This is a genomic window from Flavobacterium sp., from assembly GCF_027484945.1.
Classification (GTDB): Bacteria; Bacteroidota; Bacteroidia; order Flavobacteriales; family Flavobacteriaceae; genus Flavobacterium.
The window spans coordinates 1-24,895 of record NZ_JAIXRZ010000028.1 but is presented as its reverse complement, the minus strand read 5'-3'; the positions used below and the strand labels follow the sequence as shown (position 1 = coordinate 24,895).

Annotated in this window: 25 protein-coding genes and 1 tRNA gene; 8 read left to right on the top strand and 18 right to left on the bottom strand. The window is 38.5% G+C overall.

What is annotated here, in order from left to right:
- Positions 1-48: 48 nt before the first annotated feature.
- From murD to mraZ, 7 genes are read right to left on the bottom strand one after another with little or no spacing between them, the layout of a single operon-like run.
- Positions 49-1,383, bottom strand: coding sequence for a UDP-N-acetylmuramoyl-L-alanine--D-glutamate ligase (gene murD / locus Q0039_RS04500; protein ID WP_297509715.1), 1,335 nt, complete (start codon positions 1,381-1,383; stop codon positions 49-51).
- A 1-nt stretch (position 1,384) separates the two neighbouring features.
- Complete coding sequence (mraY, locus tag Q0039_RS04495; RefSeq protein ID WP_297509712.1) at positions 1,385-2,611, bottom strand: phospho-N-acetylmuramoyl-pentapeptide-transferase; 1,227 nt, start codon at positions 2,609-2,611, stop codon at positions 1,385-1,387.
- Positions 2,612-2,614: 3 nt separating this feature from the next.
- On the bottom strand, positions 2,615-4,075 hold the full coding sequence (locus Q0039_RS04490; protein ID WP_297509709.1) for a UDP-N-acetylmuramoyl-L-alanyl-D-glutamate--2,6-diaminopimelate ligase: 1,461 nt from the start codon (positions 4,073-4,075) through the stop codon (positions 2,615-2,617).
- Entirely contained in the window at positions 4,075-6,087 is a 2,013-nt protein-coding gene (locus Q0039_RS04485) for a penicillin-binding protein (protein ID WP_297509706.1), read from the bottom strand. The genes Q0039_RS04490 and Q0039_RS04485 overlap by 1 nt, the downstream gene beginning before the upstream one ends.
- Positions 6,078-6,425 (bottom strand): FtsL-like putative cell division protein, encoded by a 348-nt coding sequence (locus tag Q0039_RS04480; protein ID WP_297509703.1) that lies wholly within the window; start codon positions 6,423-6,425, stop codon positions 6,078-6,080. The genes Q0039_RS04485 and Q0039_RS04480 overlap by 10 nt, the downstream gene beginning before the upstream one ends.
- Positions 6,422-7,321, bottom strand: coding sequence for a 16S rRNA (cytosine(1402)-N(4))-methyltransferase RsmH (rsmH, locus tag Q0039_RS04475; RefSeq protein ID WP_297509700.1), 900 nt, complete (start codon positions 7,319-7,321; stop codon positions 6,422-6,424). Before rsmH ends, Q0039_RS04480 begins: the two co-directional genes overlap by 4 nt.
- Positions 7,308-7,781 (bottom strand): division/cell wall cluster transcriptional repressor MraZ, encoded by a 474-nt coding sequence (mraZ, locus tag Q0039_RS04470; protein WP_297509697.1) that lies wholly within the window; start codon positions 7,779-7,781, stop codon positions 7,308-7,310. The genes rsmH and mraZ overlap by 14 nt, the downstream gene beginning before the upstream one ends.
- A gap of 393 nt (positions 7,782-8,174) precedes the next feature.
- Here mraZ and Q0039_RS04465 point away from each other — a divergent pair, with 393 nt between their 5' ends.
- Genes Q0039_RS04465 through Q0039_RS04455 form a run of 3 tightly spaced genes read left to right on the top strand, consistent with a single transcriptional unit; the run spans position 8,175 to position 10,169 of the window.
- Positions 8,175-8,939, top strand: coding sequence for an alpha/beta hydrolase (locus Q0039_RS04465; RefSeq protein WP_297509694.1), 765 nt, complete (start codon positions 8,175-8,177; stop codon positions 8,937-8,939).
- Positions 8,940-9,551, top strand: a complete 612-nt coding sequence (gene yihA, locus Q0039_RS04460) for a ribosome biogenesis GTP-binding protein YihA/YsxC (RefSeq protein ID WP_297509691.1) — start codon at positions 8,940-8,942, stop codon at positions 9,549-9,551.
- Positions 9,552-9,569: 18 nt separating this feature from the next.
- Positions 9,570-10,169, top strand: coding sequence for a hypothetical protein (locus Q0039_RS04455; RefSeq protein WP_297509688.1), 600 nt, complete (start codon positions 9,570-9,572; stop codon positions 10,167-10,169).
- Positions 10,170-10,175: 6 nt separating this feature from the next.
- Here Q0039_RS04455 and gldC read toward each other — a convergent pair whose 3' ends face one another.
- Both gldC and gldB read right to left on the bottom strand, forming a co-directional pair.
- The gene (gene gldC / locus Q0039_RS04450; protein ID WP_297509685.1) at positions 10,176-10,514 is read right to left on the bottom strand and encodes a gliding motility protein GldC; all 339 of its coding nucleotides are present in this window, start codon (positions 10,512-10,514) and stop codon (positions 10,176-10,178) included.
- Positions 10,507-11,475 (bottom strand): gliding motility lipoprotein GldB, encoded by a 969-nt coding sequence (gene gldB, locus Q0039_RS04445; RefSeq protein WP_366520875.1) that lies wholly within the window; start codon positions 11,473-11,475, stop codon positions 10,507-10,509. The genes gldC and gldB overlap by 8 nt, the downstream gene beginning before the upstream one ends.
- A 187-nt stretch (positions 11,476-11,662) precedes the next feature.
- Between gldB and nadE the strand changes: the two genes are divergently transcribed.
- Both nadE and Q0039_RS04435 read left to right on the top strand, forming a co-directional pair.
- Complete coding sequence (gene nadE / locus Q0039_RS04440) at positions 11,663-12,469, top strand: NAD(+) synthase (RefSeq protein ID WP_297509682.1); 807 nt, start codon at positions 11,663-11,665, stop codon at positions 12,467-12,469.
- Between the two features lie 46 nt (positions 12,470-12,515).
- Positions 12,516-13,145: a response regulator transcription factor gene (locus Q0039_RS04435; protein ID WP_297509679.1), complete on the top strand. Its 630-nt coding sequence runs from the start codon at positions 12,516-12,518 to the stop codon at positions 13,143-13,145.
- On the opposite strand, the gene dnaG is transcribed toward Q0039_RS04435, so the two are convergent.
- Positions 13,142-15,127 carry a DNA primase gene (gene dnaG / locus Q0039_RS04430; protein ID WP_297509676.1) on the bottom strand — a complete coding sequence of 662 codons (1,986 nt, stop codon included), beginning with the start codon at positions 15,125-15,127 and terminating at the stop codon, positions 13,142-13,144. The two genes, Q0039_RS04435 and dnaG, sit on opposite strands and share 4 nt — an antisense overlap.
- 214 nt (positions 15,128-15,341) lie before the next feature.
- Positions 15,342-16,319, bottom strand: coding sequence for a polyprenyl synthetase family protein (locus Q0039_RS04425; RefSeq protein ID WP_297509673.1), 978 nt, complete (start codon positions 16,317-16,319; stop codon positions 15,342-15,344).
- A gap of 106 nt (positions 16,320-16,425) precedes the next feature.
- Here Q0039_RS04425 and Q0039_RS04420 point away from each other — a divergent pair, with 106 nt between their 5' ends.
- Positions 16,426-17,304: a hypothetical protein gene (locus Q0039_RS04420; protein WP_297509670.1), complete on the top strand. Its 879-nt coding sequence runs from the start codon at positions 16,426-16,428 to the stop codon at positions 17,302-17,304.
- Positions 17,305-17,357: 53 nt separating this feature from the next.
- Here Q0039_RS04420 and rlmN read toward each other — a convergent pair whose 3' ends face one another.
- Positions 17,358-18,395 (bottom strand): 23S rRNA (adenine(2503)-C(2))-methyltransferase RlmN, encoded by a 1,038-nt coding sequence (gene rlmN / locus Q0039_RS04415; protein WP_297509667.1) that lies wholly within the window; start codon positions 18,393-18,395, stop codon positions 17,358-17,360.
- A 257-nt stretch (positions 18,396-18,652) separates the two neighbouring features.
- On the opposite strand from rlmN, the gene Q0039_RS04410 reads away from it, so the two are divergent.
- Positions 18,653-19,306 (top strand): O-methyltransferase, encoded by a 654-nt coding sequence (locus tag Q0039_RS04410; RefSeq protein ID WP_297509665.1) that lies wholly within the window; start codon positions 18,653-18,655, stop codon positions 19,304-19,306.
- Here Q0039_RS04410 and Q0039_RS04405 read toward each other — a convergent pair.
- The 5 genes from Q0039_RS04405 to Q0039_RS04385 all read right to left on the bottom strand — a co-directional run bounded on the left by Q0039_RS04405 (position 19,295) and on the right by Q0039_RS04385 (position 23,759).
- On the bottom strand, positions 19,295-19,849 hold the full coding sequence (locus Q0039_RS04405) for a phosphatase PAP2 family protein (protein WP_297509663.1): 555 nt from the start codon (positions 19,847-19,849) through the stop codon (positions 19,295-19,297). The two genes, Q0039_RS04410 and Q0039_RS04405, sit on opposite strands and share 12 nt — an antisense overlap.
- Entirely contained in the window at positions 19,849-20,208 is a 360-nt protein-coding gene (locus Q0039_RS04400; RefSeq protein ID WP_297509660.1) for a twin-arginine translocase TatA/TatE family subunit, read from the bottom strand. Before Q0039_RS04400 ends, Q0039_RS04405 begins: the two co-directional genes overlap by 1 nt.
- Before the next feature lie 35 nt (positions 20,209-20,243).
- Positions 20,244-22,490 carry a M1 family metallopeptidase gene (locus Q0039_RS04395; protein WP_297509657.1) on the bottom strand — a complete coding sequence of 749 codons (2,247 nt, stop codon included), beginning with the start codon at positions 22,488-22,490 and terminating at the stop codon, positions 20,244-20,246.
- 65 nt (positions 22,491-22,555) lie between these two features.
- A complete protein-coding gene (locus Q0039_RS04390; protein ID WP_366520872.1) occupies positions 22,556-23,050 on the bottom strand; it encodes a DUF6702 family protein in 495 nt (164 codons plus the stop codon).
- Positions 23,034-23,759, bottom strand: a complete 726-nt coding sequence (locus Q0039_RS04385) for a carboxypeptidase-like regulatory domain-containing protein (RefSeq protein ID WP_297509651.1) — start codon at positions 23,757-23,759, stop codon at positions 23,034-23,036. Before Q0039_RS04385 ends, Q0039_RS04390 begins: the two co-directional genes overlap by 17 nt.
- A gap of 125 nt (positions 23,760-23,884) precedes the next feature.
- Here Q0039_RS04385 and pepE point away from each other — a divergent pair, with 125 nt between their 5' ends.
- The gene (gene pepE / locus Q0039_RS04380) at positions 23,885-24,592 is read left to right on the top strand and encodes a dipeptidase PepE (RefSeq protein WP_297509647.1); all 708 of its coding nucleotides are present in this window, start codon (positions 23,885-23,887) and stop codon (positions 24,590-24,592) included.
- Positions 24,593-24,817: 225 nt separating this feature from the next.
- Here the strand turns inward: pepE and Q0039_RS04375 are convergent.
- Positions 24,818-24,890, bottom strand: a tRNA-Gly gene (locus Q0039_RS04375).
- Between the last annotated feature and the right edge of the window lie 5 nt (positions 24,891-24,895).

The following is a 24,895-nucleotide window of genomic DNA, read 5'->3' as shown; positions in this document are numbered from 1 at the left end:
GACTAACCCTAGTTTATCTTTTTTTATTTATTAACCCCTTGGAATTGATTAAAGATTTCGAACCACATCTTTAAACTGGCGGCCACGATCTTCATAGTTTTCAAACAAATCAAAACTTGCGCAAGCAGGAGATAATAAAACGGTGTCCCCTTTTTCGGCAATATGTTTGGCTGTATTTACGGCATCAAACATATTGTCAACTTCAACCATCATATCTACCACATTTACAAAAGCATCGATTATTTTTTTATTATCAACGCCTAAACAAATAATTGCTTTTACTTTTTCATGTACCAAAGCCATTAACTCGGTATAATCATTTCCTTTATCTACTCCCCCAACAATCCATACGGTAGGTGTGGTCATGCTTTCTAAAGCAAAGTAGGTAGCATTTACATTGGTAGCTTTACTATCGTTAATGTATTGTACATTTTGAATTTTTAAAACTTTCTCCAAGCGGTGTTCTACTCCCTGAAAATTGGACAAACTCTCTCGTATCGTTTGTTTTCTGATACGCATCAATTGAGCTACTGAAGCCGCAGCCATTGCATTTTTCAAATTGTGTTTACCTTCGAGAGCAATTTGAGCAGTTTCCATCATGAACTCCTCTTGATTAATGTTGATTTCCATAGTTTTGTCGTTTAAATAGGCTCCTTCTTTATTACTTTTTGTTATTGAAAAAGGAATTGGTTTTGCTTTGATTTTATTATTGTTAAGCCAATTATTCATGGCTACATCATCGGAATCATAAATGAGATAATCGCCTTCGTTTTGATTCATTGTGATTCGGAATTTGGATGCGATATACTTGTCATAATTATAGTCATAGCGATCCAAATGATCCGGACTTATATTGGTTATAATGGCAATGTGTGGTTTATAATGCACAATACCATCCAATTGAAAACTGCTCAATTCCAACACATAACAGTCGTAATTTTCTTCGGCCACTTGCCAAGCGAAACTCTTTCCGATATTCCCCCCTAAACCCACATTAAGCCCACCTTCTTTTAGTAAATGGTAGGTTAACATGGTTGTTGTAGTTTTACCGTTGCTCCCAGTAATCCCAATTGTTACCGCATCTGTGTAAGGATACGCAAACTCAATTTCTGAGATGACCGGTATTTTTTTTTCGACCAACTTTTTTACTATAGGTGCTTTATCGGGGATACCGGGACTTTTCATTACTACATCGGCATTGAGAATCAATGCTTCCGTATGTTGGTTATCTTCCCAAGCAATCTTGTATTGAGTAAGAACGTCTTTATAATTCTGTTTGATAGCTCCAAAATCAGATACAAAAACATCGTATCCTTTTTTTTGCCCTAATAGTGCAGTACCCACGCCACTTTCACCGCCACCCAGGACGACCAATCGTTTCATTTTAGCGTAATTTTAAGGTTACAATAGCTACAATGGCTAACATGATCGTTACAATCCAAAAGCGGGTTACGATTTTACTTTCGTGGTACCCTTTTTTCTGATAATGATGATGTAATGGCGACATTAAAAAAATACGGCGTCCTTCACCAAATCGTTTTTTAGTATACTTGAAATAGGAAACTTGCATGATTACAGAAGCGCTTTCGGCAAAGAAAATAGCACACAATACGGGTAACAACATTTCCTTACGTACAGATATCGCCAAAACCGCAATAATTCCACCTATAGTTAAACTTCCCGTATCTCCCATAAAAACCGAAGCGGGATAGGAATTATACCAGAGAAACCCAACTAAAGCCCCTACAAATGCTGCAATAAAAACCGTCATTTCTCCAGAATTTGGAATATACATGACATTCAAGTAGCTAGACAAAATGATATTTCCAGAGATAAAGGCAAATATTCCTAGTGCTAAAACCGATATCGCCGAAGTACCCGCAGCAAGTCCATCAATTCCATCCGTAAGATTTGCCCCATTGGAAACCGCGGTGATGATAAAAATTACAATCGGAATAAATACCAACCATGCCCATTGATGGTAATTTTCAGTAAAAGGCTTTAAGATTTGAGCATATTCCAATTCATTGTTCTTCATGAATGGAATTGTAGTGGTTGTCGATTTAACCTCTTTGGCCACAGGAGCAACCATGCTTTGGGTTTGATTGAATGTAATTGGGACATTTGACTTTTCACGAACCGTTACTCCGGGATGAAAATACAATACCGATCCAACTATTAAACCCAATCCTACTTGACCTATAACTTTGAAGATTCCTTTTAATCCTTGCTTATCTTTTTTGAAAATTTTAATATAATCATCTATAAATCCGATCGTACCCATCCATAGTGTGGTAACAATCAACAGAATGATATAAATATTGTTCAATTTGGTAAACAACAACACCGGAATCAACGTGGCAACAATAATAATTAATCCACCCATCGTTGGTGTTCCAGCTTTTTGTGTTTGCCCCTCAAGGCCCAATTCGCGAATGGTTTCGCCCACTTGTTGGTTACGAAGGAAATTGATTATTTTTTTTCCATAAATCGTTGAAATCATCAAAGACAAAATCAAAGCCATTGCCGATCGGAACGTGATATATTGAAACACACCCGCTCCAGGGAAGTCGTGATGTTTATCGAGAAAGTCAAACAAATAGTAGAGCATAGTTTATTTATTTAATAATTCGAGTATATCTTTTACAATTTGCATATCGTCAAAATCATGACGAACACCGTTTATTTCTTGATATGTTTCATGTCCCTTACCTGCAATCAAAAGAATATCGTTGGCATTAGCCAATTGACAAGCTGTTTTAATGGCTTGCTTACGATCGACTATAGATATTGTTTTTTTAAAATCTTGAGGTTCAACACCTGCCTCCATTTCGACAATAATTTGTTCAGGAGATTCAGAACGCGGATTATCGGAGGTAAAAATGACTTTATCACTCAACGCAGCAGCAATTTGCGCCATAACGGGACGCTTGGTTTTATCGCGATCACCACCACATCCGACAACGGTAATCAGTTGTTCATTTTTTGTTCGGATATCAGAAATGGTCCGTAACACATTTTCCAATGCATCGGGTGTATGGGCATAATCAACTATAGCCGTTATTTTATCTTTGGAAATAATAAATTGAAACCGTCCGGAAACACTTTCCAACTCAGATAACAAACGAAGCGTTTCTATTTTTTCTAGTCCTAACGCTAGCGCTACACCATAAATTGCCAATAAATTGTACGCATTAAACGAGCCGATTAACTTTACCCAAACTTCATTTTCATTGACTTTCAACAACAATCCAGACAACTGATTTTCGAGTATTTGAGCCTTATAATCGGCCATTGATTTTAAAGCATAGGTCAATTTACGTGCTTGGGTGTTTTGCAGCATAACCGGACCATTTTTATCATCATTATTGGTTAAGGCAAATGCCGTTTTGGGTAAATGATCAAAAAAGGATTTTTTTACATCTCGGTATTCGGCAAAAGACGCATGATAATCCAAATGGTCATGCGATAAATTGGTAAATACACCGCCTTCAAACACCAATCCCTCTGTACGTTTTTGGTGGACTCCATGGGAGCTAACTTCCATAAAACAAAATTCACAACCGATCTGAACCATTGCATTCAAATACTGATTGATTGTCAAAGAATCGGGTGTTGTATGCGTTGCTTTGTAAACGGTATCATCAACCATGATCTTTACCGTCGACAACAATCCTACTTTATAGCCTGCTTTTTTAAACAATTGGTACAATAACGTCGCAATCGTTGTTTTTCCATTTGTTCCGGTAACTCCTACCAATTTCAATTGAGATGAAGGATTGCTATAAAAATTATTGGCCATATAGGCTAAAGCCGAATTGGTATCCACAACTTGAACATACGTAACCCCATCGTGAAACTGCTCGGGCAATGTATCACATACAATAACCACAGCTCCTAATTCAATTGCCTTAGCGATATAATCATGTCCGTTTGAAACTGTGCCCCGAATCGCAACAAAAACATCTTGATGCGCTACCTTTCGCGAATCAAACTCAATTTTTGATACAGCAATATCGGTCGGCCCTTTAACCGACACTAATGCAACTTTATATAAGAGTTCTTTTAACTGCATTACGATAATTCTAAGGTGATACGCGTATTTTTTCGTAGGACTTCGCCCGGTTTTATTGACTGCGATTTTACTCTTCCAGCACCATTCACAATCACTTTCAATCCTAAATTTTCTAGTAGTGCCACAGCATCCATACCGGGCATACCTTTTAAATTTGGCACTTTATTTTTTGCTTTGTGCAACCGCGAATAATATTCCTGGTATTTTGCATCTTGTTTTGCAACCTTCTTATTAACATCTTTTACTTTGTTAGATGAAGGGGCATCGGTATAGATTTTTTGTGCAATACGTTTAAATACTGGACCTGCTACATCTGCACCGTAATAATTATTATTTTTTGTTGAGGGTTTATGAACCACTACTATACACGAATATTTTGGATTATCTGCCGGAAAAAAGCCCACAAAAGATGAAATATAATGTTTCTCCATACCACCATTAACCGCATAATTGGCTTGTGCTGTTCCCGTTTTTCCCGCCATAGAAAAATCTTTTGAATACAATGATTTACCCGTGCCGCGTTTCACAACATTTTCTAGGACAACTTTTATTTTTTTTACGGTATTGTCTGAGCAGATCTTTGGATTGATTACTTCTTTATTGTATTTTTTAATCGTCTTGTTCCACTCTTTAATTTCGGACACAAAAAGAGGCTTAATCATTTCCCCATTATTTGCTATTGCATTGTATAAGGTTAATGTTTGTAAAGGCGTTACAGAAACCCCATACCCAAAAGCCATCCAAGGCAACGCAATTGCACTCCATCTTTTGGATCCCGGTTTAGGAATTGAAGGAATACCTTCTCCAGCAATAGGCAATCCTAATGGCTTATCCAAGCCCATACGTTCAATACGCTCTACAAATTGTTGGGGATTATCTTTATAATTTTCACATACCGCTTGAACCAAAACCGTATTGGAAGAGATTTCCATACCTCTAGCTAAAGAAATTTTTTGGGGTCCTTCACGATGTGAATCTTCTACTTTTTTACCGTAATAATAAATTAAACCGCCCTTACGGTCATACACTTTACTCGTATCAACTTTTTGATCATCGAGCAACGCTATCAAATCAACCAATTTAAAAGTTGAACCAGGTTCATGGGACTCATAGATGGCATAATTGAATGATTCATAGTAATCTCCCGACTTATCATCCTTTTCCAAATTAGAAATTGCACGCACATAACCGGTTTTGGTTTCCATAACCACCACACAACCGTGCTCGGCATCATAATCTTGCAATTGTTTCAATAACGCATGATGTGCAATATCTTGAATAAAAACATCTAGAGTAGCAATTACATCATAGCCATCACGGGGCTCTTTTTCGTTCTCATCTCGAATAGGTTTCCATTCACCTTTGGCCATTTTTTGTTTTAAAACTTTACCGTCTTCGCCTTTTAAATACTTTGAAAAAGCCCCTTCAATTCCCACCTTCCGTAAGGTTCCATCTTCCAATTTACGCTCATAACCAATGGTGCGCTCAGCAATTTTACCAATAGGATGCACCCTTACAGGATGTGCTTCAACTATAAACCCACCTTTATTTTTACCTTCTTTAAAAATTGGCATCTCTTTCAACACCATAAATTGGGTGTAGGTTAAATCTTTGGCGATAAACAAGAATCGATTATTATTTGTGCGGGCGCGTTGGAATACATTTTGATAATGAGAAGCGGATTTACCGAACATTTTGGACATTGCTTTCGCTAAATCGGCAACATTTTCCTGAAAAAGCGATTGTTTTGGAGCAACGGCATCAAAATGAATGGTGTAGTTTGGTATTGATGTCGCCAACAAACTCCCGTCTGCTGAATAAATATTTCCTTTATTGGCTGGAATAACAAATGTATTTACCGTGCGTTTTTTGGCCAACTTACGGTAATGCGCTCCTTCTACCCATTGGATATTTATCAATTTTACTGCGATTGCAATGGTCATAATAAAGATGCCCACAGCAGTAAGGTAGGTGCGGTATGAAAGTGCTTTATTAGTAGTATCTACTGCCATAATCGTGCAAAAAATCCTTTTTCTTCTTTTTTATTTACCGTTATTTTTTGGGGCGGAACCTGAGAGGGATAAATACCACGCGTTTCCATTTTTTTAGAAATAGTGGACTCCATTCGCAGTTTCATCAATTGGGAACGGCGGTCTACAAAGCGAGAGCGCAATTCTTTTACCTCCTCATTTAATTCGGCTATACGTAATACCTTTTGCTCATAGCTATGCGTGTTAGCGATCATTATAATGGCTAAGAGAATTAAAAACAGAATAAAGCGCCAATTTTTGGTGGCATCTTCATTAACTAAAAACCGCGCTTTTAATATGCTATAAACCCCTTGTTTCATTCGACTTTTGCTGCAATTCGTAATTTGGCACTACGCGCTCTATTATTTATTTTAATTTCTTCTTCAGAAGGGACAATTAGTTTTCCAATGGTTTTAAACGGGACTGAAAAATTTCCAAAAAAATCGCGTTCAGGTTCACCTTCAAACATCCCATTTCGCATATAGCGTTTTACCAATCGATCCTCTAGCGAGTGGTAAGCAATTACACTTAAGCGACCTCCCGGGTTTAAAAGTGCATTGGTTTGCTCCAAAAACTCTTTAAGAACATCCATTTCTTGATTTACCTCAATGCGAATAGCTTGGTAGATTTGGGCCAATATTTTATTACTCAAATGCGCTGGCAGGTACTTAGCCAACACCGCTTTTAATTCGATTGTCGTTTGAATTGGCTTCTTGCTACGCGCTTCCACAATGGTTCGCGCCAGGGCAGGTGCTTGTTTCAATTCACCATAATTCAAAAACATTTGCTTTAAAAGCTCCTCATCATATTCGTTTATGACACGATATGCATCCCAATCGTTTTGACGGCTCATACGCATATCCAACTTAGCTTCAAATCGAGTTGAAAAACCGCGTTCGGCTTCATCAAATTGATGGGATGACACTCCTAAATCGGCTAAAATTCCATCAACTTTTCGGACGCCATGAAAACGCAAAAACCGTTTGATATAGCGAAAATTCTCTGGCACTAACGTAAAACGATCATCATCAATCGTGTTTTTCCAAGCATCTTCATCTTGATCAAAAGCAAATAACTTTCCCTGGGGACCGAGACGCTTTAAAATCTCCCGAGAATGCCCACCTCCACCGAAGGTAACATCTACATAAATTCCATCCGGACGAATGGCAAGACCATCAACCGTTTCTTTGAGTAAAACTGGGTTATGATATTCCATGGTCCTCGTCGTTTACATTACCCATTACATCTTCGGCCAAATCTGCAAAGTCAACGACAGAATCATCAATTGCTTTTTCATAAAGATCTTTATCCCAAATCTCAATAATATTGACCGCTGAAGACAACACGATATCTTTAGAAATCTGGCCAAAAGCCACAAGATCTTTGGGAACCAATAAGCGGCCTAAGTTGTCGATTTCAACCACTTTCACTCCAGCAGTAAACCGCCGAATGAAGTCATTATTCTTTTTTACAAATCGGTTAAGCTTATTGATTTTTTGCATCATTAGATTCCATTCGGTCATCGGATACAATTCCAAACAAGGCTGAAAAACAGAGCGCTTCAGCACGAAACCGTCCTGAAGAGAGGCCGTCAGTTGCTTTTTCAAAGGAGCAGGCAATAACAACCGTCCTTTGGCATCAACTTTACACTCATATGTTCCAACTAATGAATTCAAAATGGATTTTCTAATTTGATATAGAGCAAAAATATAAAACTTTTTACCACTTTTTACCACAATCTACCACTTTGTTAATAAGTTTTACCACTTCATGCGCAAACACGTGCTTTTAAAGCGTATTGCGATTTTATTTTCTTTTAATAACCTCTTAGAAATTGTGGACATTTTTAGTCTAAACCCTACTGCTCTTGAATAGGTATTCGTTTTCTGATATTTTTATCAAAAAACCTTTTCAATACAACAAGAAAGCTGCTGATTTACGGAGGGTTAGCTGTTGACTATTATACTTACGACTTATTTAGATTGGTTTATTTTTAAATAAAAGACGCACCTTGCCAATATTGTTTTGAAACACCTATATTTGTAACAATTCAAAACAGAACTTTCACAATGGCTGTAAGCATAAAAAACGAAGGAAAATACCACTATTTTGAAGCGGGAGAAGGCACCCCAATTGTAGTATTGCATGGATTAATGGGCGGATTAAGCAACTTTCAAGCGGTTGCTGATCATTTTTCTAAAAAAGGCTACAAAGTTATTATACCCGAATTGCCTTTGTACACCCAAAACATTTTAAAAACGAATGTTAAAGCTTTTGCTAAATATGTAAAAGACTTTATTACCTATAAGGGTTTTGACCGCGTCATTCTTCTTGGAAACTCCTTAGGAGGCCACATTGCTTTATACCATACAAAAATGTATCCTGAAAAAGTTGCTGGCTTAGTAATCACAGGAAGTTCTGGTCTTTATGAAAGCGCAATGGGCGATAGCTACCCTAAACGAGGCGATTATGAATACATCCGAAATAAAACTGCCGATGTTTTTTATGATCCTAAAATGGCATCTAAAGAATTAGTCGATGAAGTTTTTGGTATTGTAAACGATCGTATTAAAGTATTAAAAACGCTTACTATTGCGAAAAGTGCAATTCGGCACAATATGGGAAAAGATTTGCCAAAAATGCACGTTAAAACCTGTATTATTTGGGGTAAAAACGATAAGGTAACACCTCCTGAAGTGGCCGAAGAGTTTCATAAATTAATGCCTAATTCGGACTTGTATTGGATTGATCAATGCGGTCATGCTGCGATGATGGAACGTCCGGATGAATTCAACCAACACTTGGAAAATTGGTTGAAAAAAGAACAATTGTAAATGAAAATTACCACAGCTGAATTCATAATCAGCAATTCTGTAGTAAGCAAATGCCCACAAGAGCCATTGCCCGAATATGCCTTTATTGGCCGTTCCAATGTTGGAAAATCTTCATTGATCAACATGTTGACCAACCATAAAAATTTGGCAAAAACATCGGGAAGGCCAGGAAAAACGCAACTCATAAACCACTTTAAAATCAACCACAATTGGTTTTTAGTGGATCTGCCCGGATATGGTTATGCCCGTGTTTCAAAATCGGCTAAAGAAACCTTTCAAAAATTTATCACGGACTATTTTGAGAAACGCGAACAGTTGGTTTGCGCCTTTGTATTGATTGATGTTCGCTTGGAAGCCCAAAAAATCGATTTGGAATTTATTAATTACCTCGGCGAAAGCGGCGTGCCTTTTTGCCTGATTTTCACTAAAGCAGACAAACTTACACGCATTAAAGCCGAGTCAAATGTAGCTGCCTATCGCAAAAAATTATTAGCCAATAATTGGGAAGAAATGCCTCCGTATTTTATTACTTCTTCTGAAAGCGGTTTGGGTCGAGAAGAACTCTTAAACTATATTGAACAGGTCAACAATGATGTTAGAAATTCGCTATAAATTATAGTATACGATTCTATGACTATTTTTCGTGTCTTTTTTTCACTTTCAGTTATTTTTCTATTTAACAGCTGTAATTTTCCTCATTTCTCATTAACTAATAATGGCCCTGCGGGAGGAGTTAATTTTAGAACAGGTAATTGGTTGATCAATGAAATTGAATGCCCTTCCAAAATTTATGGACAACTGAATGCTGAAATTCAAGAAAATTTTAAGGATTTATTGAAAGATCGATATTTTACATTACTTACTGCAAAAGGAAGTATTATTCCAAAAAAAGCTGGAATTTCAATGTCTAAAGAAACCTTACATCAGTTGGCTTTAGGAACAACAATGGATTATTTCATTCAAGTAAAGGCAGTAATCATAACTAATGAAGTGGGCGCAATAAGCTATAATTCAAAAAGAACAAACCCACAAAATAGCAGTGTACAAGTTACCATTGCATGTTATGACATAAAAAAAGAAATCTTATTGTATTCTAAAACCTCAACGGGTTCTGTTTCAACAAGTCCTAGCACACGAGACCAAATCGAATTTTCACCTGCAATAAACAATTTAATACTATCAAGTTACAGAAAAGTTTTTAGAGACCTTTTCGAACATTCAGTTAAATAACTATTTTCAAGCTTTCAAGTTCAACTTTTCTGCAAAAAATTCGGTAAAATCGCGCATAGTATCGGCCATTTTATCGTCTTGCGTTGCCCGTTGGTAGGTATCCGCTAAAGCGACAAGTGTTTGATGAAAAAACACTTTCATCTCATCTACAGGCATGTCTTTGGTCCACAAATCAATGCGCAAGGTCTCTTTTTGTTGACTATCCCAAATGGAAAGCAATACCGCCTTGGCTTGGGCTTTGCTTACCCCACCGTCTTCTGCAGTCCAATGCAATTGCTCAGGAATACGGTTTTCATCAAGTTCGACATTGATCTTTATTTCTGATGTATAGGTGTTTTTACTCATTTTTCTTTGGTTTGTATTTTGACCCTTCAAAGATACGATGCGCATCCATAGCCAACAATTCTTTTGGGGTAACTTTTTCGTTATTTTCTGCAAATGACCGAACAATTTGCCAACCCACCCACTGTCCAATTCGACCAGGAGTTTCATTGTCGATTTCTAAATAAAATTTTGAAAAAGGAGCCAGATTTATAAACCGATTGGCCAACTTCGAATCGGAGCTGTAGAGGTATTTATTTTGAATGAAATTTTCCCAAATGTAGGATTCATTTTCTTGACAAAACTTTAATTGCTCGGCGGTATAACCAATTTTTTCTACGTCGGTGTAGTTCGGTAACAACAAATCTTTTAGATACAATTCTTTTCCGGAATCGATCATTAAGCTAATAAAATCATTATGCCGCGACTGAGGAATTACTTGAAACCCAATAGCCGAAACCACATCAGGCATCATCTGTCGGGGCTCAAAATTATCGCGTATATATTGTGCAATACCAGCATAAAAAGGGTGACTTTTGCCCAAATACATTTCCAAGGAAACAATCAACTTATCATTCGTATAAATCGCCTTAGTGGTATTGTCCATCTCACCAATTACAGTATAAATTACAGGTTCTTTAACTTTTGGGAAATAGTATTTTACATGTTTAAACACATCTTCTATCTCGGTTTGCGCAGCGCTAAAATCTTTATACTTCGCTTCAACAGCACGGTATAAAGCTTGCCAATCCTTGTTGGTCATTTTATTAATCCAAACCGAATCGGGGACCTCGTAAGGAAAAAATTCGGGAAACTGCTTTTTAATTTGGGGTAAATCACTTGATTGTGACCCATAAAAAGCTTGTTCAAAACGAACCAATTGGGTTTTCACTGGAATCGCTTCCACCTCTTTCTCAATTTTTGATTTTTGGCTACAACTCCAAAACATAAAAACAGCAATACAAAACCCTACGCTACGTATCATAACCTAAATTTAATTTTTAGTTTGTAAATAAAACCTTACCTTCGTTATCGATCCCTTTCGATCGTGCAATTAAAATTAAGAATCGCATAATCAATTAACAACAAACGAAAAGGTATGAATATTCGTATAAATTAATATTTTTGCAAATATACGTTAGTTAATAGATTTTTTAGGCACAACCCAATAAATGACAAAAATTAGCACGCTTCAAGTAGCTCAAGTCAATGCGCATATCGTATCGTGGCTCAAGTCGTATGCTGAAAAAGCAAACGTACAAGGATTTGTCATTGGCATATCGGGTGGTGTAGATTCGGCGGTAACCTCAACACTTTGTGCCCAAACAGGATTACCAACTTTGTGTGTAGAAATGCCTATTTATCAAGCAGAAAGTCAAGTAAATCGGGCCCAAGAACATATCGCGCAATTAATGGAACGATTCCCTAATGTAACCGAAACGCGAGTTGACCTTACCCCTATATTTGAAAGTTTTAAAACAGAAGTGCCCCCGAGCAAAGACGAGAAAGCCTATTTTTTAGCGTTGGCCAATACGCGCGCACGTTTGCGCATGAGTACTTTATATTATTTAGCGGGAATTCATGGTCGATTGGTGGTGGGGACAGGAAATAAAGTGGAGGATTTTGGGGTTGGATTTTACACCAAATACGGTGATGGAGGTGTAGATGTTAGTCCGATTGCCGATTTAATGAAAAGTGATGTGTATGCACTTGGTGCGTTTTTAAATATTCCAGAATCCATTCAGCAAGCGGCACCAACTGATGGGCTTTTTGGCGATAACCGAACTGACGAAGATCAATTAGGAGCCAGCTATGATGAATTGGAATGGGCAATGCTAGCAGCGGCCAAAGGATGTCAAATGGATGAATTTGAAGGAAGACAACGCGAAGTGTTTTCCATTTACCAACGCTTAAACCAAGCCAATAAACACAAAATGAATCCAATTCCCGTATGTTTAATTCCGGAAGCATTTCGGTAAAAAGGGAATTAAAAAATAAATAAACTCACCACTAAAAACGTTAAGTATGATTACAGTTTGTCTTGCCGATAATTTACCCGTGGTTCATTATGGTGTTAAATCTTATTTTAGAGATCATCCTGAAATTTCGGTTGTTTCCAATGTTGGAAGTTTTTATATGGTACCCGATGCATTGCGCAATCGCGAGATTAACGTATTGGTAATCGATTTAGAACTCGATGGATTGAAAAGTATTTACGAATTAAAAGCGATTATCAAAAACTTTCCCAGCACCAAGGTTTTGGTTTTTTCCAACCTCAATGAACAAGTTTATGCCCCCAATGCAATAAAAGCGGGTGCAGTGGGCTATGTACACAAAGGGTCTAAATTGGAAACACTAGGAACCACGATAATTCGCGTACATCAAGGTTTAGTGATGATGAGCGACACCATTAAGAAAAACCTTGCTTTAATTGCAAAACAAAACAAAACGGAACGTGTATACCGAAAATTATCCAACCGTGAAATCGAAGTATTGCGCTACCTATCGGATGGAAAGAAAAATAATGAAATTTCGAAAATTTTAAACCTAAACGAAAAGACAGTCAGCACCTACAAGTTACGCTTATTGCAAAAATTAAACGTTACAAATCTTGTTGATTTAGTGAATAAAGCGAAAACGCTGGATATCGTTTAATTCAGTCGGTGCCTTGAGATTACACGTCCAAGTTTTTTGGAAAAAACATTGGTAAGTCCTAAATAATCGACAATTAATGCCAATGTTTCTGAATTATCACCATCCGTCTCCGGACTGATTTCTTTTTTTAGTTCATCAATAATTTGATTGACCCAATACCAACGCAAGGTTAAAATCGTTTCGGTTACATATTGACCTGTCGACTGATCTTTGGCTTTTACCAAAATGTTTTTAGCTTCCCATTTATGGAGCACTTCGCGCTCTTCATTCAACAATATACCCGTGACTTCTTGGGAAAGTTCGAGAGGAAGTTGCGCGATATATTGATTTAATTCAAAGATTTCATTTTGGTGGTAATACTGGATTACGTCGTCATAAATTTGTTTGAAACCCGGATGCGCCAATTCAATTTCGTCTTCTTGCAAACTCAAGAAAATACGGTGAAAAACCTTGTAACGATTAACTTCCTTAACCTCAATCATTTCGCCATTTTCATCGGTTTTAATCAAAATATCTTCAAAATCATCTTCTTTATCTCCATACAATAAAAGAATCTCTATAATCTTGCGCTCTAATAACAATTGAATGTCGACTCCCTCACTAGGTTGAGTAGATGAATTATTGCGATGTACTTCAAAAGCTTTTTGTTCTTCTTTATGTTGTTTCCCCAACGCATCCAAATCTTTTTTAACCATTTGGGCTAGGGTATTAAACAAGACCTCTTCAGAAATATCCATGATTCGGGAACATTCTTGAACGTAAACTTCACGTTTAATACGGTCGGGGATTTTAGCAATACTAACCACCATATCGCGGATCAATTCTGCTTTTTTTACCGGATCATTTTTGGCTTCATTCATTAATAATGACGCCTTAAATTGAATAAAATCTTTGGCATTGGTATCCAAATAGGCGATTAAATCGTGCAAAGGTGTCTTTTTTGCAAAACTATCCGGGTCATCACCATCGGGGAAAGTACAGACTTTTACGTTCATTCCCTCTTCCAAAATCAAATCAATACCGCGTAACGAAGCGCGCAATCCTGCGGCATCGCCATCAAACAATACGGTTATATTTTTGGTTAAACGACTTACCAATCGAATCTGATCGGGCGTTAATGCAGTTCCCGATGAAGCCACCACATTTTCAATACCTGTTTGATGCATTTGAATGACGTCGGTATAGCCCTCGACTAAATAACAATTATCGTTTTTGGCTATAGCTTGCTTCGCATGAAAAATACCATAGAGCACTTTACTTTTATGGTACAAGTCACTTTCGGGCGAATTAAGGTATTTGGCTGCTTTTTTATCGTTGGTTAAAATGCGTCCGCCAAACCCCAACACACGACCCGACATGCTTTGAATGGGAAACATCACACGACCTTTAAATCGGTCAAATATTTTGTCCTCACCAACAATGGTTAGTCCTGTTTTTTCAAGAAATTCAAGTTGGTATCCTTGCGTTTGGGCTTCTTTGGTTAACGCATCCCAAACATTGGGAGAATAGCCTAAACCAAACTTTTGTATCGTATCTTTTGTAAAACCGCGCTCTTTGAAATAGGTCCCACCAATAGCCTTTCCTTCTTCGGTCTCTGTCAATTGTTTTTGAAAATACTGTGCGGCAAACTCAGTTACCAAAAACATACTTTCGCGCTCGTTTAAAGCTTCTTTTTCCTCATCGGTGCGCTGGGTTTCCTCGATTTCAATTTGGTATTTTTTGGCTAAATACCGTATGGCTTCGGGATATGAAAAATGCTCATGTTCCATTATAAAAGCGATTGCATTTCCGCCTTTACCGGTACTGAAATCTTTCCAAATTTGTTTAACCGGCGAAACCATAAACGAGGGTGTGCGTTCATCTGAAAACGGACTCAAACCCTTGAAATTACTACCCGCGCGTTTGAGTTGGACATAGTCGCCTATCACCTCCTCAACACGAACGGCATCGTATACTTTATCAATAGTTTCTTTGGTAATCAAACTTAAATTTTTTTAATGTCGTGTAAAAATACAAAAAAAGACGCCGCAACAAAGACGTCTTTTTCGAGTCCATCCCAAAGAATACAAAGGGGGAACTATTTAATTGAAATCTAATCGAAGTCCCAAAGAAATATTGTGCTGCTTTACCGTGTTGTTTTTGAAAAGATGATAAAAATATGCAGTTGATTACTGCAATTAAACGCCTTTAAAAATCTTATTTTTTGCGTTCAGTAACATAATTTACCATCAATTCAAGGCTCTCCTTGTAGATTGAAGGAGGAAAATGCTCGAGTAAGGCCAAAGCCTCAAGCTTAAATTCAGTCATTTTTTGTTCGGCAAAGGCCAATCCATTTTTATCTTTAACAAATTGGATAACTTCTTTTACCCGTTTTTTGTCTTTATTGTGGTTTTTAATTGAATTGATGCACCAGCTTTTCTCAGAAGGTGCGCAATTATTTAGCGCATAAATTAAGGGGAGGGTCATTTTTTGCTCTTTAATATCAATTCCTGTGGGTTTACCTATTGCATCATCAGTATAATCAAACAAATCGTCTTTGATTTGAAATGCCATACCAATTAGTTCGCCAAACTTGCGCATGCGTTCAACCTCCTCTTCGTCATCAGAAACCGAACGGGCACCCAATGCACAACAAGCAGCAATCAAAGTAGCCGTTTTTTGACGGATGATTTCGTAGTAAATTTCCTCGGTAATATCCAGACGCCGTGCTTTTTCTATTTGCAACAACTCCCCTTCACTCATTTCGCGAACGGCCACGGAAATAATACGAAGCAAATCAAAATCACCATAATCTATTGAAAGCAATAGCCCTTTAGACAACAAATAATCCCCTACTAATACGGCAATTTTATTTTTCCACAAGGCGTTGATGGAAAAAAAACCACGGCGGCGGTTGCTATCATCAACAACATCATCGTGCACTAAAGTTGCGGTATGAATCAATTCGATCACACTTGCCCCGCGATAGGTGCGCTCCTCTACATTTCCGTTATTGAGCATTTTGGCAGTTAGAAAGACAAACATCGGGCGCATTTGTTTGCCCTTGCGGTTAACGATATAGTAGGTAATTCGATTGAGCAGAGCAACTTGCGATGACATCGCTTCTCGGAACTTCTTCTCGAAAAGTTCCATCTCATCTTGGATAGGCTGTTTTATTTGTGCCGTAATATTCATTGCCCTCAAAGATACAACATTCCCTATTGTGTAAAAATTTTTTGAAATTGCATTAAACTTTTTTTAACTTTAGAGTTCTAATTTGTAGAACCATAAATTAAAACCTATGAAAACAACAAAATGGATTTTAAGTGCCCTTGTCGTTAGCTTTTTAGTTAGTTGCAACCGAGAGGATAAAGAAATATTTATTACCGCCGAAGAAGCTACTGTCAATGCTAAAATGGATATTGCCAATAATGATGTGACAGATATCGTAGAGTTGGAAGAAAAAAACACCTATGACAATTCGCTATCTGGAAGAACTACCGAACCGATTTTAGATGCTCTTCCGAGTTGTACAACTGTAACCCGCGTGCCAGCATTTGGAATTCCAATCACGCCCGGAACTCAAGTAACTAAAACGATTGACTTTGGTACTACCGGATGTTTATTGGCAAGTGGAAATGTAGTAAAAGGTCGAATTATCATCACATTTGTTTATAATCCTGGTGCTACCACGCATACGATTAACTATGCTTTTGACAACTTCTACCACAACAGTATAAAGTTTGTTGGTAATAAAACGTTTACTCGCACCATGACAACGGCAACCGCTACTATGCCAAGTCTCCCTATTGTAACCATGAATATGGATATGACCGCTACTTTTCCAAACGGAAATAGCTACCAACGTGTCGGGCAACGCATCCGTGAAATTGTTGAAGGTTATACTACGCCCGGAATATTAGCAGACAATGTATACAAAGTAACTGGAAGTTGGACCACATCATTCCCAAACACCACCCTACAAACCAGCACAATCACTTCGCCATTGTATGTGAAAATGAGCTGTATGGCTGCTAACAAACCGTTAATTGTGAGTGGGGTGATTTCAATTGTTCGCAATGGCAACACTGGAACGTTGGACTATGGTGACGGAACTTGTGACAACACAGCCTTGTTTACCTTTAACGGAAATACCTATACAATTATAATCGGTAATTAATTCAATTGATTTACAAAGAAAAACGTCCCGAACAAATCGGGACGTTTTTTTTTTTAGGATTTATTGGCCAACTGACCACAGGCTGCGTCGATATCTTTACCACGGCTACGTCTAACCTTAACTACAATATCGTTTTTTTCCAACGCAGTAATATAGGCCTGAATGGCTTCTTCGGTGGCTTGTTGAAATACCCCATCATCAATTGGATTGTATTCAATTAAGTTGACCTTACACGGAACATATTTACAAAACTTCACCAAAGCTTCGATGGCTTCGCGGTTATCGTTAATGCCTTTCCATACTACGTATTCATAAGTAACCTTACTTTTAGTCTTTTTGTACCAATATTCTAAACTCTCCCGTAGATCGGTGAGCGGAAAATTGGTGGTAAACGGCATAATCGTGTTGCGGGTGCTTTCAATAGCGGAATGAAGTGAGACAGCCAATTTAAACTTTACAGCATCGTCGGCCATTTTCTTAATCATTTTTGGAATACCCGATGTCGAAACGGTAATACGTTTAGGTGACATGCCCAAACCTTCGCTAGAGGTAATCTTTTCGATCGCTTTCATAACGTTGGGATAGTTCATCAGGGGTTCACCCATACCCATAAATACAATATTAGACAATGGGTGGTTGAAATACAACCGGCTCTCACGGTCAATAGCTAACACTTGATCATAAATTTCATCGGGCTGAAGGTTGCGCATACGCTTGAGTTGAGCAGTTGCACAAAAATTACAGTCCAAACTACAACCCACCTGACTCGACACACAGGCCGTTGTTCGCGTTTGGGTTGGAATCAGCACACTTTCGACTACCAATCCATCGTGAAGGCGCACCGCGTTTTTCACCGTACCGTCTGCACTGCGTTGCATTTGATCCACCTGAATATGATTAATGACAAAATGGATCTCCAATAAAGCGCGTGTTTCTTTGGCAATATTTGTCATGGCCTCAAAAGAATGAGCCCCTTTGGTCCACAGCCATTCATAAACTTGATTCCCCCGAAAAGCCTTCTCGCCTTGAGCTACAAAAAAATCGCGCAACTGATCCTTAGTAAGCGCTCGAATATCTTTTTTGTCTTCCATAAGGCAAAGGTAATTAGGAATTAGAAATTTTGAATTAGAAATTATAAATTATGCGTTTGGAGTTTGAGGTTTATTCCACTGCCGTAGATCAGTTGGTTAGCGCTTGAATTCCAAGGCTTATAAGTAGAAAGTTAACCCAACCTGCGTATCCCAAAATTTCGGAGAATGACTGATGGTTATTTTGTTCAAAGTCGGGACTATTGCGGAGCAGCGATTAAATCCACTTTGAATTCGTACTTTTGCACAAAATCAATCCTATGCATTTCATTTCTGAAGAACTGGAGCTTTATGTCGAGCGGCATTCACAGGAAGAACCGGAGTTATTGGTACACCTTTTTCGGGAAACACACCAAAAGGTGTTGCAACCACGTATGCTGAGTGGACACTTTCAAGGCCGAGTGCTGAGTATGCTCTCAAAAATCATTCGACCGAAACATATTTTGGAAATTGGGACCTACACCGGCTACGCTACTTTATGTTTAGCTGAAGGATTGGCAACGGATGGCACCATAGACACTATCGATATCAAAGAAGAATTGGTGGGCATCCAACGAAAGTATTTTGACCTTTCGCCCTGGAAAAATCAAATTGAAGCGCATTTAGGAGATGCTTTGGAAGTGATACCTACCCTTGATAAAAAGTTTGATTTGGTCTTTATCGACGCCGATAAAGAAAATTATATTGCCTATTTCCAACTCATTGTGCCGATGATGAATCCCGGTGGTATTATCCTTTCCGACAATGTATTGTGGAGCGGCAAGGTATTGGAGGAATTGGATCCCCGTGATACCAGTACGAAGGTCCTTTTGGAATACAATGCACTTTTAAAAAATGATCCCCGAGTAGAAACCGTATTGCTTCCCATTCGCGATGGCTTGACGGTAAGTCGGGTGTTGAAATTAATCCTTTAAAATAAACTTGCGGTACAAGCGGTACGTTAAGTAGCCATAGCCTGCTCCAAAGAAATAGCCGGTCAAAATATCACCGGGATAATGCAAGCCCAAATAGATGCGACTGTAGGCAAAAATCAACGGAAACAAGAATAATAAGGGCGCGTATTTATAGTACGGGCGCAACAGCGAAAACACCAATACAGTAGTCGCCATGGAATTGGTGGCGTGACCCGAGTAAAAACTATAGGTATCACTTGATTTTATTACTCGAATCAATCCTTCTAAAGCGGGCTCATTGCAGGGACGCAAGCGCATGAAATAATTCTTGAAGAGATTGGCCGATTGGTCGGTAACCATCAATAACAGTGTGGTAAAAAGAAGCAGATAGAGGAAATTCTTCGTTCCTAATTTCGTATAGGTTAGGTATAGTATTACTGCAAAATAGGGCGACCAATAGAACTGCTTGGTAAGAAACAACCACAAACCATCGTAGGTTGGTGAACCCAAATTATTCAAGAAGACCATAAGCGACTGGTCCCACAAAATAAGTTGGTCAACCATTACCGCTTTCTTTTAATTGGGCCTGTCATATTTTCGATAGCTTCCTCAACTTCTTTCACAGGATTGACGGCATCCAATGGAGAATCATTTCCTAAATCTATAAATCCAGCTGGACTAACGCTCTCTTTAGCTTGATCGACTTCTTTAGTAAAGGTTTCGGTCAGCTCCTTCATGGAATCAGTGATCCCTTCGGTTTGAGCGCTTTTCTGAATTTCATATTTGATTTCGTTGGTCGTACTTTTCAAATTAGCCATGAACTTCCCGAACGTACGAGCAAATTCTGGGATTTTATCCGTCCCGAAAAGCATCAACGCAATAAAGATGATGAAGATTAACTCGCCGCCTCCTATTCCAAACATAATTCCTAAATTAATGTAACAAAGGTACGAAGTAATTAGTCAAATTTTGACTTCACTTCTTGTTTTGGCCATACATTGTTTTGGGTGTCAATATCCGCTGTTTCCTCTTTTGGGTCGACTGTAATTTTCGTAATTGCTTTGATTGTAGCAAAGGTGCGACTCACTTCTTTGTCGTTCATACGCCAAATTTGTGCAGGAAATTGATGAAATTCAGTTGTTCCATCCTCAAAAGTTAATTGGACTAACAACGGCATCACCAAACCACCCGGTTTATCAAATGTCACTTGATAGAAAAACTTCGGCTCTTTTAACTTTGCACGCTCCTCTGCTGTAAAATGTTGCGTCACATAATCCTCTAATGGCTTAAAGTCTTTAATTACAAAAGGCTTGTTTAAAGTCGGTTTATAATCGGCACTACCTTCTTCGATCATGTACACCATCGGTCCAGGATCGGCGTTACGACGGCGGCGTTTTTTCATAAATTCTTCAACCTCTTTCGAAGGTTCGTTACTAACAAAATACTTTTTCACTTCTTTGATACCGATATCATTAGTATCGGTAGTATAGAACCAGCCCCTCCAGAACCAATCGAGGTCAAATGCCGATGCATCTTCCATAGTTCGGAAGAAATCTTCTGGGGTTGGGTGTTTAAATTTCCAACGGTTGGCATAGGTTTTAAACGCATAATCAAACAATTCGCGCCCCATGATGGTTTCGCGCAAGATATTCAATCCACATGCGGGTTTTCCGTAGGCATTATTTCCAAACTGACGGATGCTTTCGGAGTTGGTCATAATGGGCTCTAAATTCTTTTGGTCACCACTCATATAAGGCACAATATTTTTAGCAGGGCCACGGGTTGCAGGAAACTTTGGATCCCATTCCATTAATGCCATATATTCCATGAACGAGTTCAACCCTTCATCCATCCAGGTCCATTGACGCTCATCGGAGTTGACAATCATGGGGAAGAAATTATGTCCGACTTCATGTACAATTACGGAGATCATTCCATTCTTTACGCGATCAGTATACTTCCCATCAGCATCGGGACGGCCCCAATTCCAACAAATCATCGGATATTCCATTCCTTGGTCTTGGGCATGTACCGAAACGGCTTTTGGATACGGATAATCAAAGGTATGCGCAGAATAACTTTTTAAGGTGTGGGCTACTACACGGGTTGAGTATTCGCCCCATAATGGATTTCCTTCCTTAGGATAGACAGAAACGGCCATAACATTTTTGGTCGCTAGTTTAACTGCCATGGCGTCTAAGATGAATTTACGCGAAGTTGCAAAGCCAAAATCACGCACGTTTTCAGCCTTAAATTTCCAGGTTTTCTTTTTATCTGAGAACCCTTTTTCAGCGGCCATCGCTTCTTCTTGGGTAACAACTACAATAGGCTTATCAAATGATTTTTCGGCTTCAGCATAACGCGCCAATTGAGCGGGAGTGAATACCTCGTTTCGGTTCATTAAAGTCCCCGTAGCTTCCATAATATGATCAGCAGGCACGGTGATTTCTACTTCAAAATTTCCAAAGGGCAAAGCAAATTCACCCGAGCCCCAAAACTGCTGATTTTGCCATCCTTCCACATCGTTGTAAACGGCCATACGTGGGTAGAATTGTGCCACAACATAGAGATTATTTCCATCGGAATCAAAGTGTTCATAGCCCGAACGTCCGCCATCCAAAAGGTAATTGTTAATGTTATACCACCATTTGATGTTTAAACTTATTTTTTCGCCATGTGCTAAGGGTTTGGACAATTCAACGCGCATCATGGTTTGGTTGACACTGTATGTCATGGGTTTCCCAGCGGCATCTTTAATGTATTCAATAGTGAAACCGCCGTCAAAACGTTCTTCCAAGTATTTACGAGAAAACTGCTGCGCTCCCAATGCGGGTTCAGTACGGTCCCCATTTTGTAAAGGTGAAAGTGACTTTCGAGAATGTTGGTTTTGGTCCAATTGAATCCACAGATAATCCAAGGACTCTTTTGCATTATTGGTGTAGGTTATCACTTCTGAACCGTAAACTTTTTGGTTACGATCATCCAATTCTACCTTAATTTTATAATCGGCTTGTTGCTGATAGTACTCCGGACCCGGTGCTCCCGAAGCCGTACGGTACATGTTGGGCGTAGCCAACACATCATACATTTGTTTGAATTTATCACTATTTCTGAAACTTGGATCGGATTTTGGAGCTTCTTGAGCGTTTACTGTAACTGCGGAAAGAAACCCCGCAACCATTAGATATTTAGACAATTTAACCATTTTGTGAATCGTTTTTAGGGTTATAAAAATACCTTTTTCTCAAAAGGTAGTCAAGTAATCGGAACTTATTTTAACATTCCTTTAGTCTTTTCAGCATCCAAAACTAGGGTATGTTTGGTTCCGTTTAAATGAAAATGCATCATATTTTCTTGTTCATCAAAAATTTCGGTGAGTATGGCATTGTGCACTTCCAAAGAAGTAATTTTTGACACATCAATAGCCGTGAGATAGCACACCAACACATTACCTTCTAGGGCATTGCTTTTCAAAACTAAGGTTTTTGACTCCTTCCCTATTATAATTTTCAGCTTTTCCGAAAGGTATTTTTTTAAATCATCCCGATCGGTTTCCGACTCATTGGCAGCGCCTAAAAAATGTTTTGTTTTAAACTTTTTATCCAAAGCGGTATTCAAATCATCTACAAAAATACGGGCCGTGATTTCAAGTCGCTTCTTAGCTACATTATGATTAACTTGGTAAATAGCCATGTAAAATTTATGCACTGAAAATCCGGTACAAACAAAAAACAGAAGAAATAATACGCTATTTTTTAAATTCATTTTCATTGGGTTTCAAAAATTCAACCAGCAACTGCGCAAGTTTGAACTTCATTTTTTCCTTGTTTTCTATAATAAGCAACTGGCGTAGTTCCGCGTTTTCAACAGCATAGTATTGAAATGCTTTAACACGATCGGCTGGCAAATGCAACTGCTGGGTAAAATAAAGCGAATCCAATTGCGTATGCAAACGCGCTAGTGCTTTTTCTTTTCGTTCAACTTCCAACTCTTTTTTAAGCATAGCCGTTCGTCCTGATAGCGCATTAATTAAGGGGTCTAACGGCATCCCTCCTACAGGGATTAATAAAATTTGCCATGGTGAAAACCGTCCAGCTGTATGCAGTCTTCGCTCTGCAGGTGTATATTTTTTGGGTTTATAATCAATAATACCCATTTTTTGGGCATCTAATTTAACTATTTGAACGGCATCTAAACTGTAAACAGCGGCTTTGAGTTTAACTATTAATTGTCGACTTTTCACAATTAATTCATCTACTTTAACATAGTAATCCTCATAGCCTACAGCACTAAATTTAAGTGCATCGTTAGCATGAATAGGAAGTCGGAATTTCCCCTGTTCATTGGTTATCACCGTTTGTTGTGTCACTAAATTAGTAACGTTAATATTGTATAATTCATTGCCCAATTCAGAGCGCACTAAACCCTCGAGCCATACCGATTCGGCTTGACTAAAGGCAAGCTGAAAGCACATTAGACTATAGATTAACCAATATCTCATTGAGTAAAAGTACCAAATTTCATTCCGGTTCCCATTGCACTATCGGTCTAAATTTTTGTTAATTGTTACCTTTGCAGTAAATAATTATGTCAGCTTTCATGAAAAAAATGATTATCGCTAGCACTTCAACCTTGCATGGCGGCACCTATTTAGACTATTTGTTACCCACGCTTGAAGAACATTTTGCGCACACCACTACCATTTTATTTATCCCATTTGCACGTCCTGGCGGAATTAGTCATGACGATTATACCGCCAAAGTACGCGCTACTTTTGCTACAATAGGAAAGTCGGTCGTAGGGTTACATACTTTTGATGACCCAGGAAAGGCAATTCTTGAAGCCGAAGGAATATTTACAGGTGGAGGCAATACCTTTCAGTTGGTTGCGCAATTATATGCAATTAATGCATGGGAGTATTTACGAACGGCTATCGCCAGTGGCACTCCCTATTTAGGTTGCAGTGCGGGAAGTAATATTACCGGGGTTTCGATGCAGACTACGAATGATATGCCCATTGTATATCCATCATCGTTTCAAACCTTAGGTGCTGTTCCTTTTAATTTGAATCCGCATTATTTGGATCCCGAAATTAATAGTACCCATATGGGAGAAACTCGTGAAACACGGATTAAGGAATTTCATTGTTACAATGACTTACCGGTTTTGGGATTGCGTGAGGGAAGTTGGTTGGCTGTATCAGGAAGTACTATCACTTTGAAAGGTTCTTTAACCGCGCGCTTATTTCAAAAAGATCAAGCACCTGTTGAATTGGAACCCGAAACAATTGTAAATTGGGGTAAATAAAAAAGCCTGACATCAATCAGACTCTGGAAGACGAGGCTTCCCGATTTCACTTCGTTACTTCGGGATAAACTTCTCGCCTTGGCAGAAAAGAAAAAGTCCCAAACTTCCGTTTGAGACTTTTAGAGCGGAAGACGAGGCTTCCCGATTTCACTTCGTTACTTCGGGATAAACTTCTCGCCTTGACAAAAAAGAAAAAAGTCCCAAACTTTCATTTGAGACTTTTAGAGCGGAAGACGAGGCTCGAACTCGCGACAACCAGCTTGGAAGGCTGGAGCTCTACCAACTGAGCTACTTCCGCTTTTG

Bases quoted from the DNA above. Each gene is read 5' to 3' on its own strand.
- rsmH (WP_297509700.1), bottom strand. From the start codon at position 7,321: ATGGAATATCATAACCCAGTTTTACTCAAAGAAACGGTTGATGGTCTT.
- rlmN (WP_297509667.1), bottom strand. From the start codon at position 18,395: ATGGAAGACAAAAAAGATATTCGAGCGCTTACTAAGGATCAGTTGCGC.
- Q0039_RS04435 (WP_297509679.1), top strand. From the start codon at position 12,516: ATGATTACAGTTTGTCTTGCCGATAATTTACCCGTGGTTCATTATGGT.
- pepE (WP_297509647.1), top strand. From the start codon at position 23,885: ATGAAAAAAATGATTATCGCTAGCACTTCAACCTTGCATGGCGGCACC.
- Q0039_RS04490 (WP_297509709.1), bottom strand. From the start codon at position 4,075: ATGCAGTTAAAAGAACTCTTATATAAAGTTGCATTAGTGTCGGTTAAA.
- Q0039_RS04395 (WP_297509657.1), bottom strand. From the start codon at position 22,490: ATGGTTAAATTGTCTAAATATCTAATGGTTGCGGGGTTTCTTTCCGCA.
- Q0039_RS04420 (WP_297509670.1), top strand. From the start codon at position 16,426: ATGAAAACAACAAAATGGATTTTAAGTGCCCTTGTCGTTAGCTTTTTA.
- Q0039_RS04425 (WP_297509673.1), bottom strand. From the start codon at position 16,319: ATGAATATTACGGCACAAATAAAACAGCCTATCCAAGATGAGATGGAA.
- Q0039_RS04485 (WP_297509706.1), bottom strand. From the start codon at position 6,087: ATGGCAGTAGATACTACTAATAAAGCACTTTCATACCGCACCTACCTT.
- gldC (WP_297509685.1), bottom strand. From the start codon at position 10,514: ATGAGTAAAAACACCTATACATCAGAAATAAAGATCAATGTCGAACTT.
- Q0039_RS04410 (WP_297509665.1), top strand. From the start codon at position 18,653: ATGCATTTCATTTCTGAAGAACTGGAGCTTTATGTCGAGCGGCATTCA.
- yihA (WP_297509691.1), top strand. From the start codon at position 8,940: ATGAAAATTACCACAGCTGAATTCATAATCAGCAATTCTGTAGTAAGC.
- gldB (WP_366520875.1), bottom strand. From the start codon at position 11,475: ATGATACGTAGCGTAGGGTTTTGTATTGCTGTTTTTATGTTTTGGAGT.
- Q0039_RS04405 (WP_297509663.1), bottom strand. From the start codon at position 19,849: ATGGTTGACCAACTTATTTTGTGGGACCAGTCGCTTATGGTCTTCTTG.
- nadE (WP_297509682.1), top strand. From the start codon at position 11,663: ATGACAAAAATTAGCACGCTTCAAGTAGCTCAAGTCAATGCGCATATC.
- Q0039_RS04390 (WP_366520872.1), bottom strand. From the start codon at position 23,050: ATGAATTTAAAAAATAGCGTATTATTTCTTCTGTTTTTTGTTTGTACC.
- Q0039_RS04465 (WP_297509694.1), top strand. From the start codon at position 8,175: ATGGCTGTAAGCATAAAAAACGAAGGAAAATACCACTATTTTGAAGCG.
- mraY (WP_297509712.1), bottom strand. From the start codon at position 2,611: ATGCTCTACTATTTGTTTGACTTTCTCGATAAACATCACGACTTCCCT.
- Q0039_RS04455 (WP_297509688.1), top strand. From the start codon at position 9,570: ATGACTATTTTTCGTGTCTTTTTTTCACTTTCAGTTATTTTTCTATTT.
- murD (WP_297509715.1), bottom strand. From the start codon at position 1,383: ATGAAACGATTGGTCGTCCTGGGTGGCGGTGAAAGTGGCGTGGGTACT.
- Q0039_RS04480 (WP_297509703.1), bottom strand. From the start codon at position 6,425: ATGAAACAAGGGGTTTATAGCATATTAAAAGCGCGGTTTTTAGTTAAT.
- Q0039_RS04385 (WP_297509651.1), bottom strand. From the start codon at position 23,759: ATGTGCTTTCAGCTTGCCTTTAGTCAAGCCGAATCGGTATGGCTCGAG.
- Q0039_RS04400 (WP_297509660.1), bottom strand. From the start codon at position 20,208: ATGTTTGGAATAGGAGGCGGCGAGTTAATCTTCATCATCTTTATTGCG.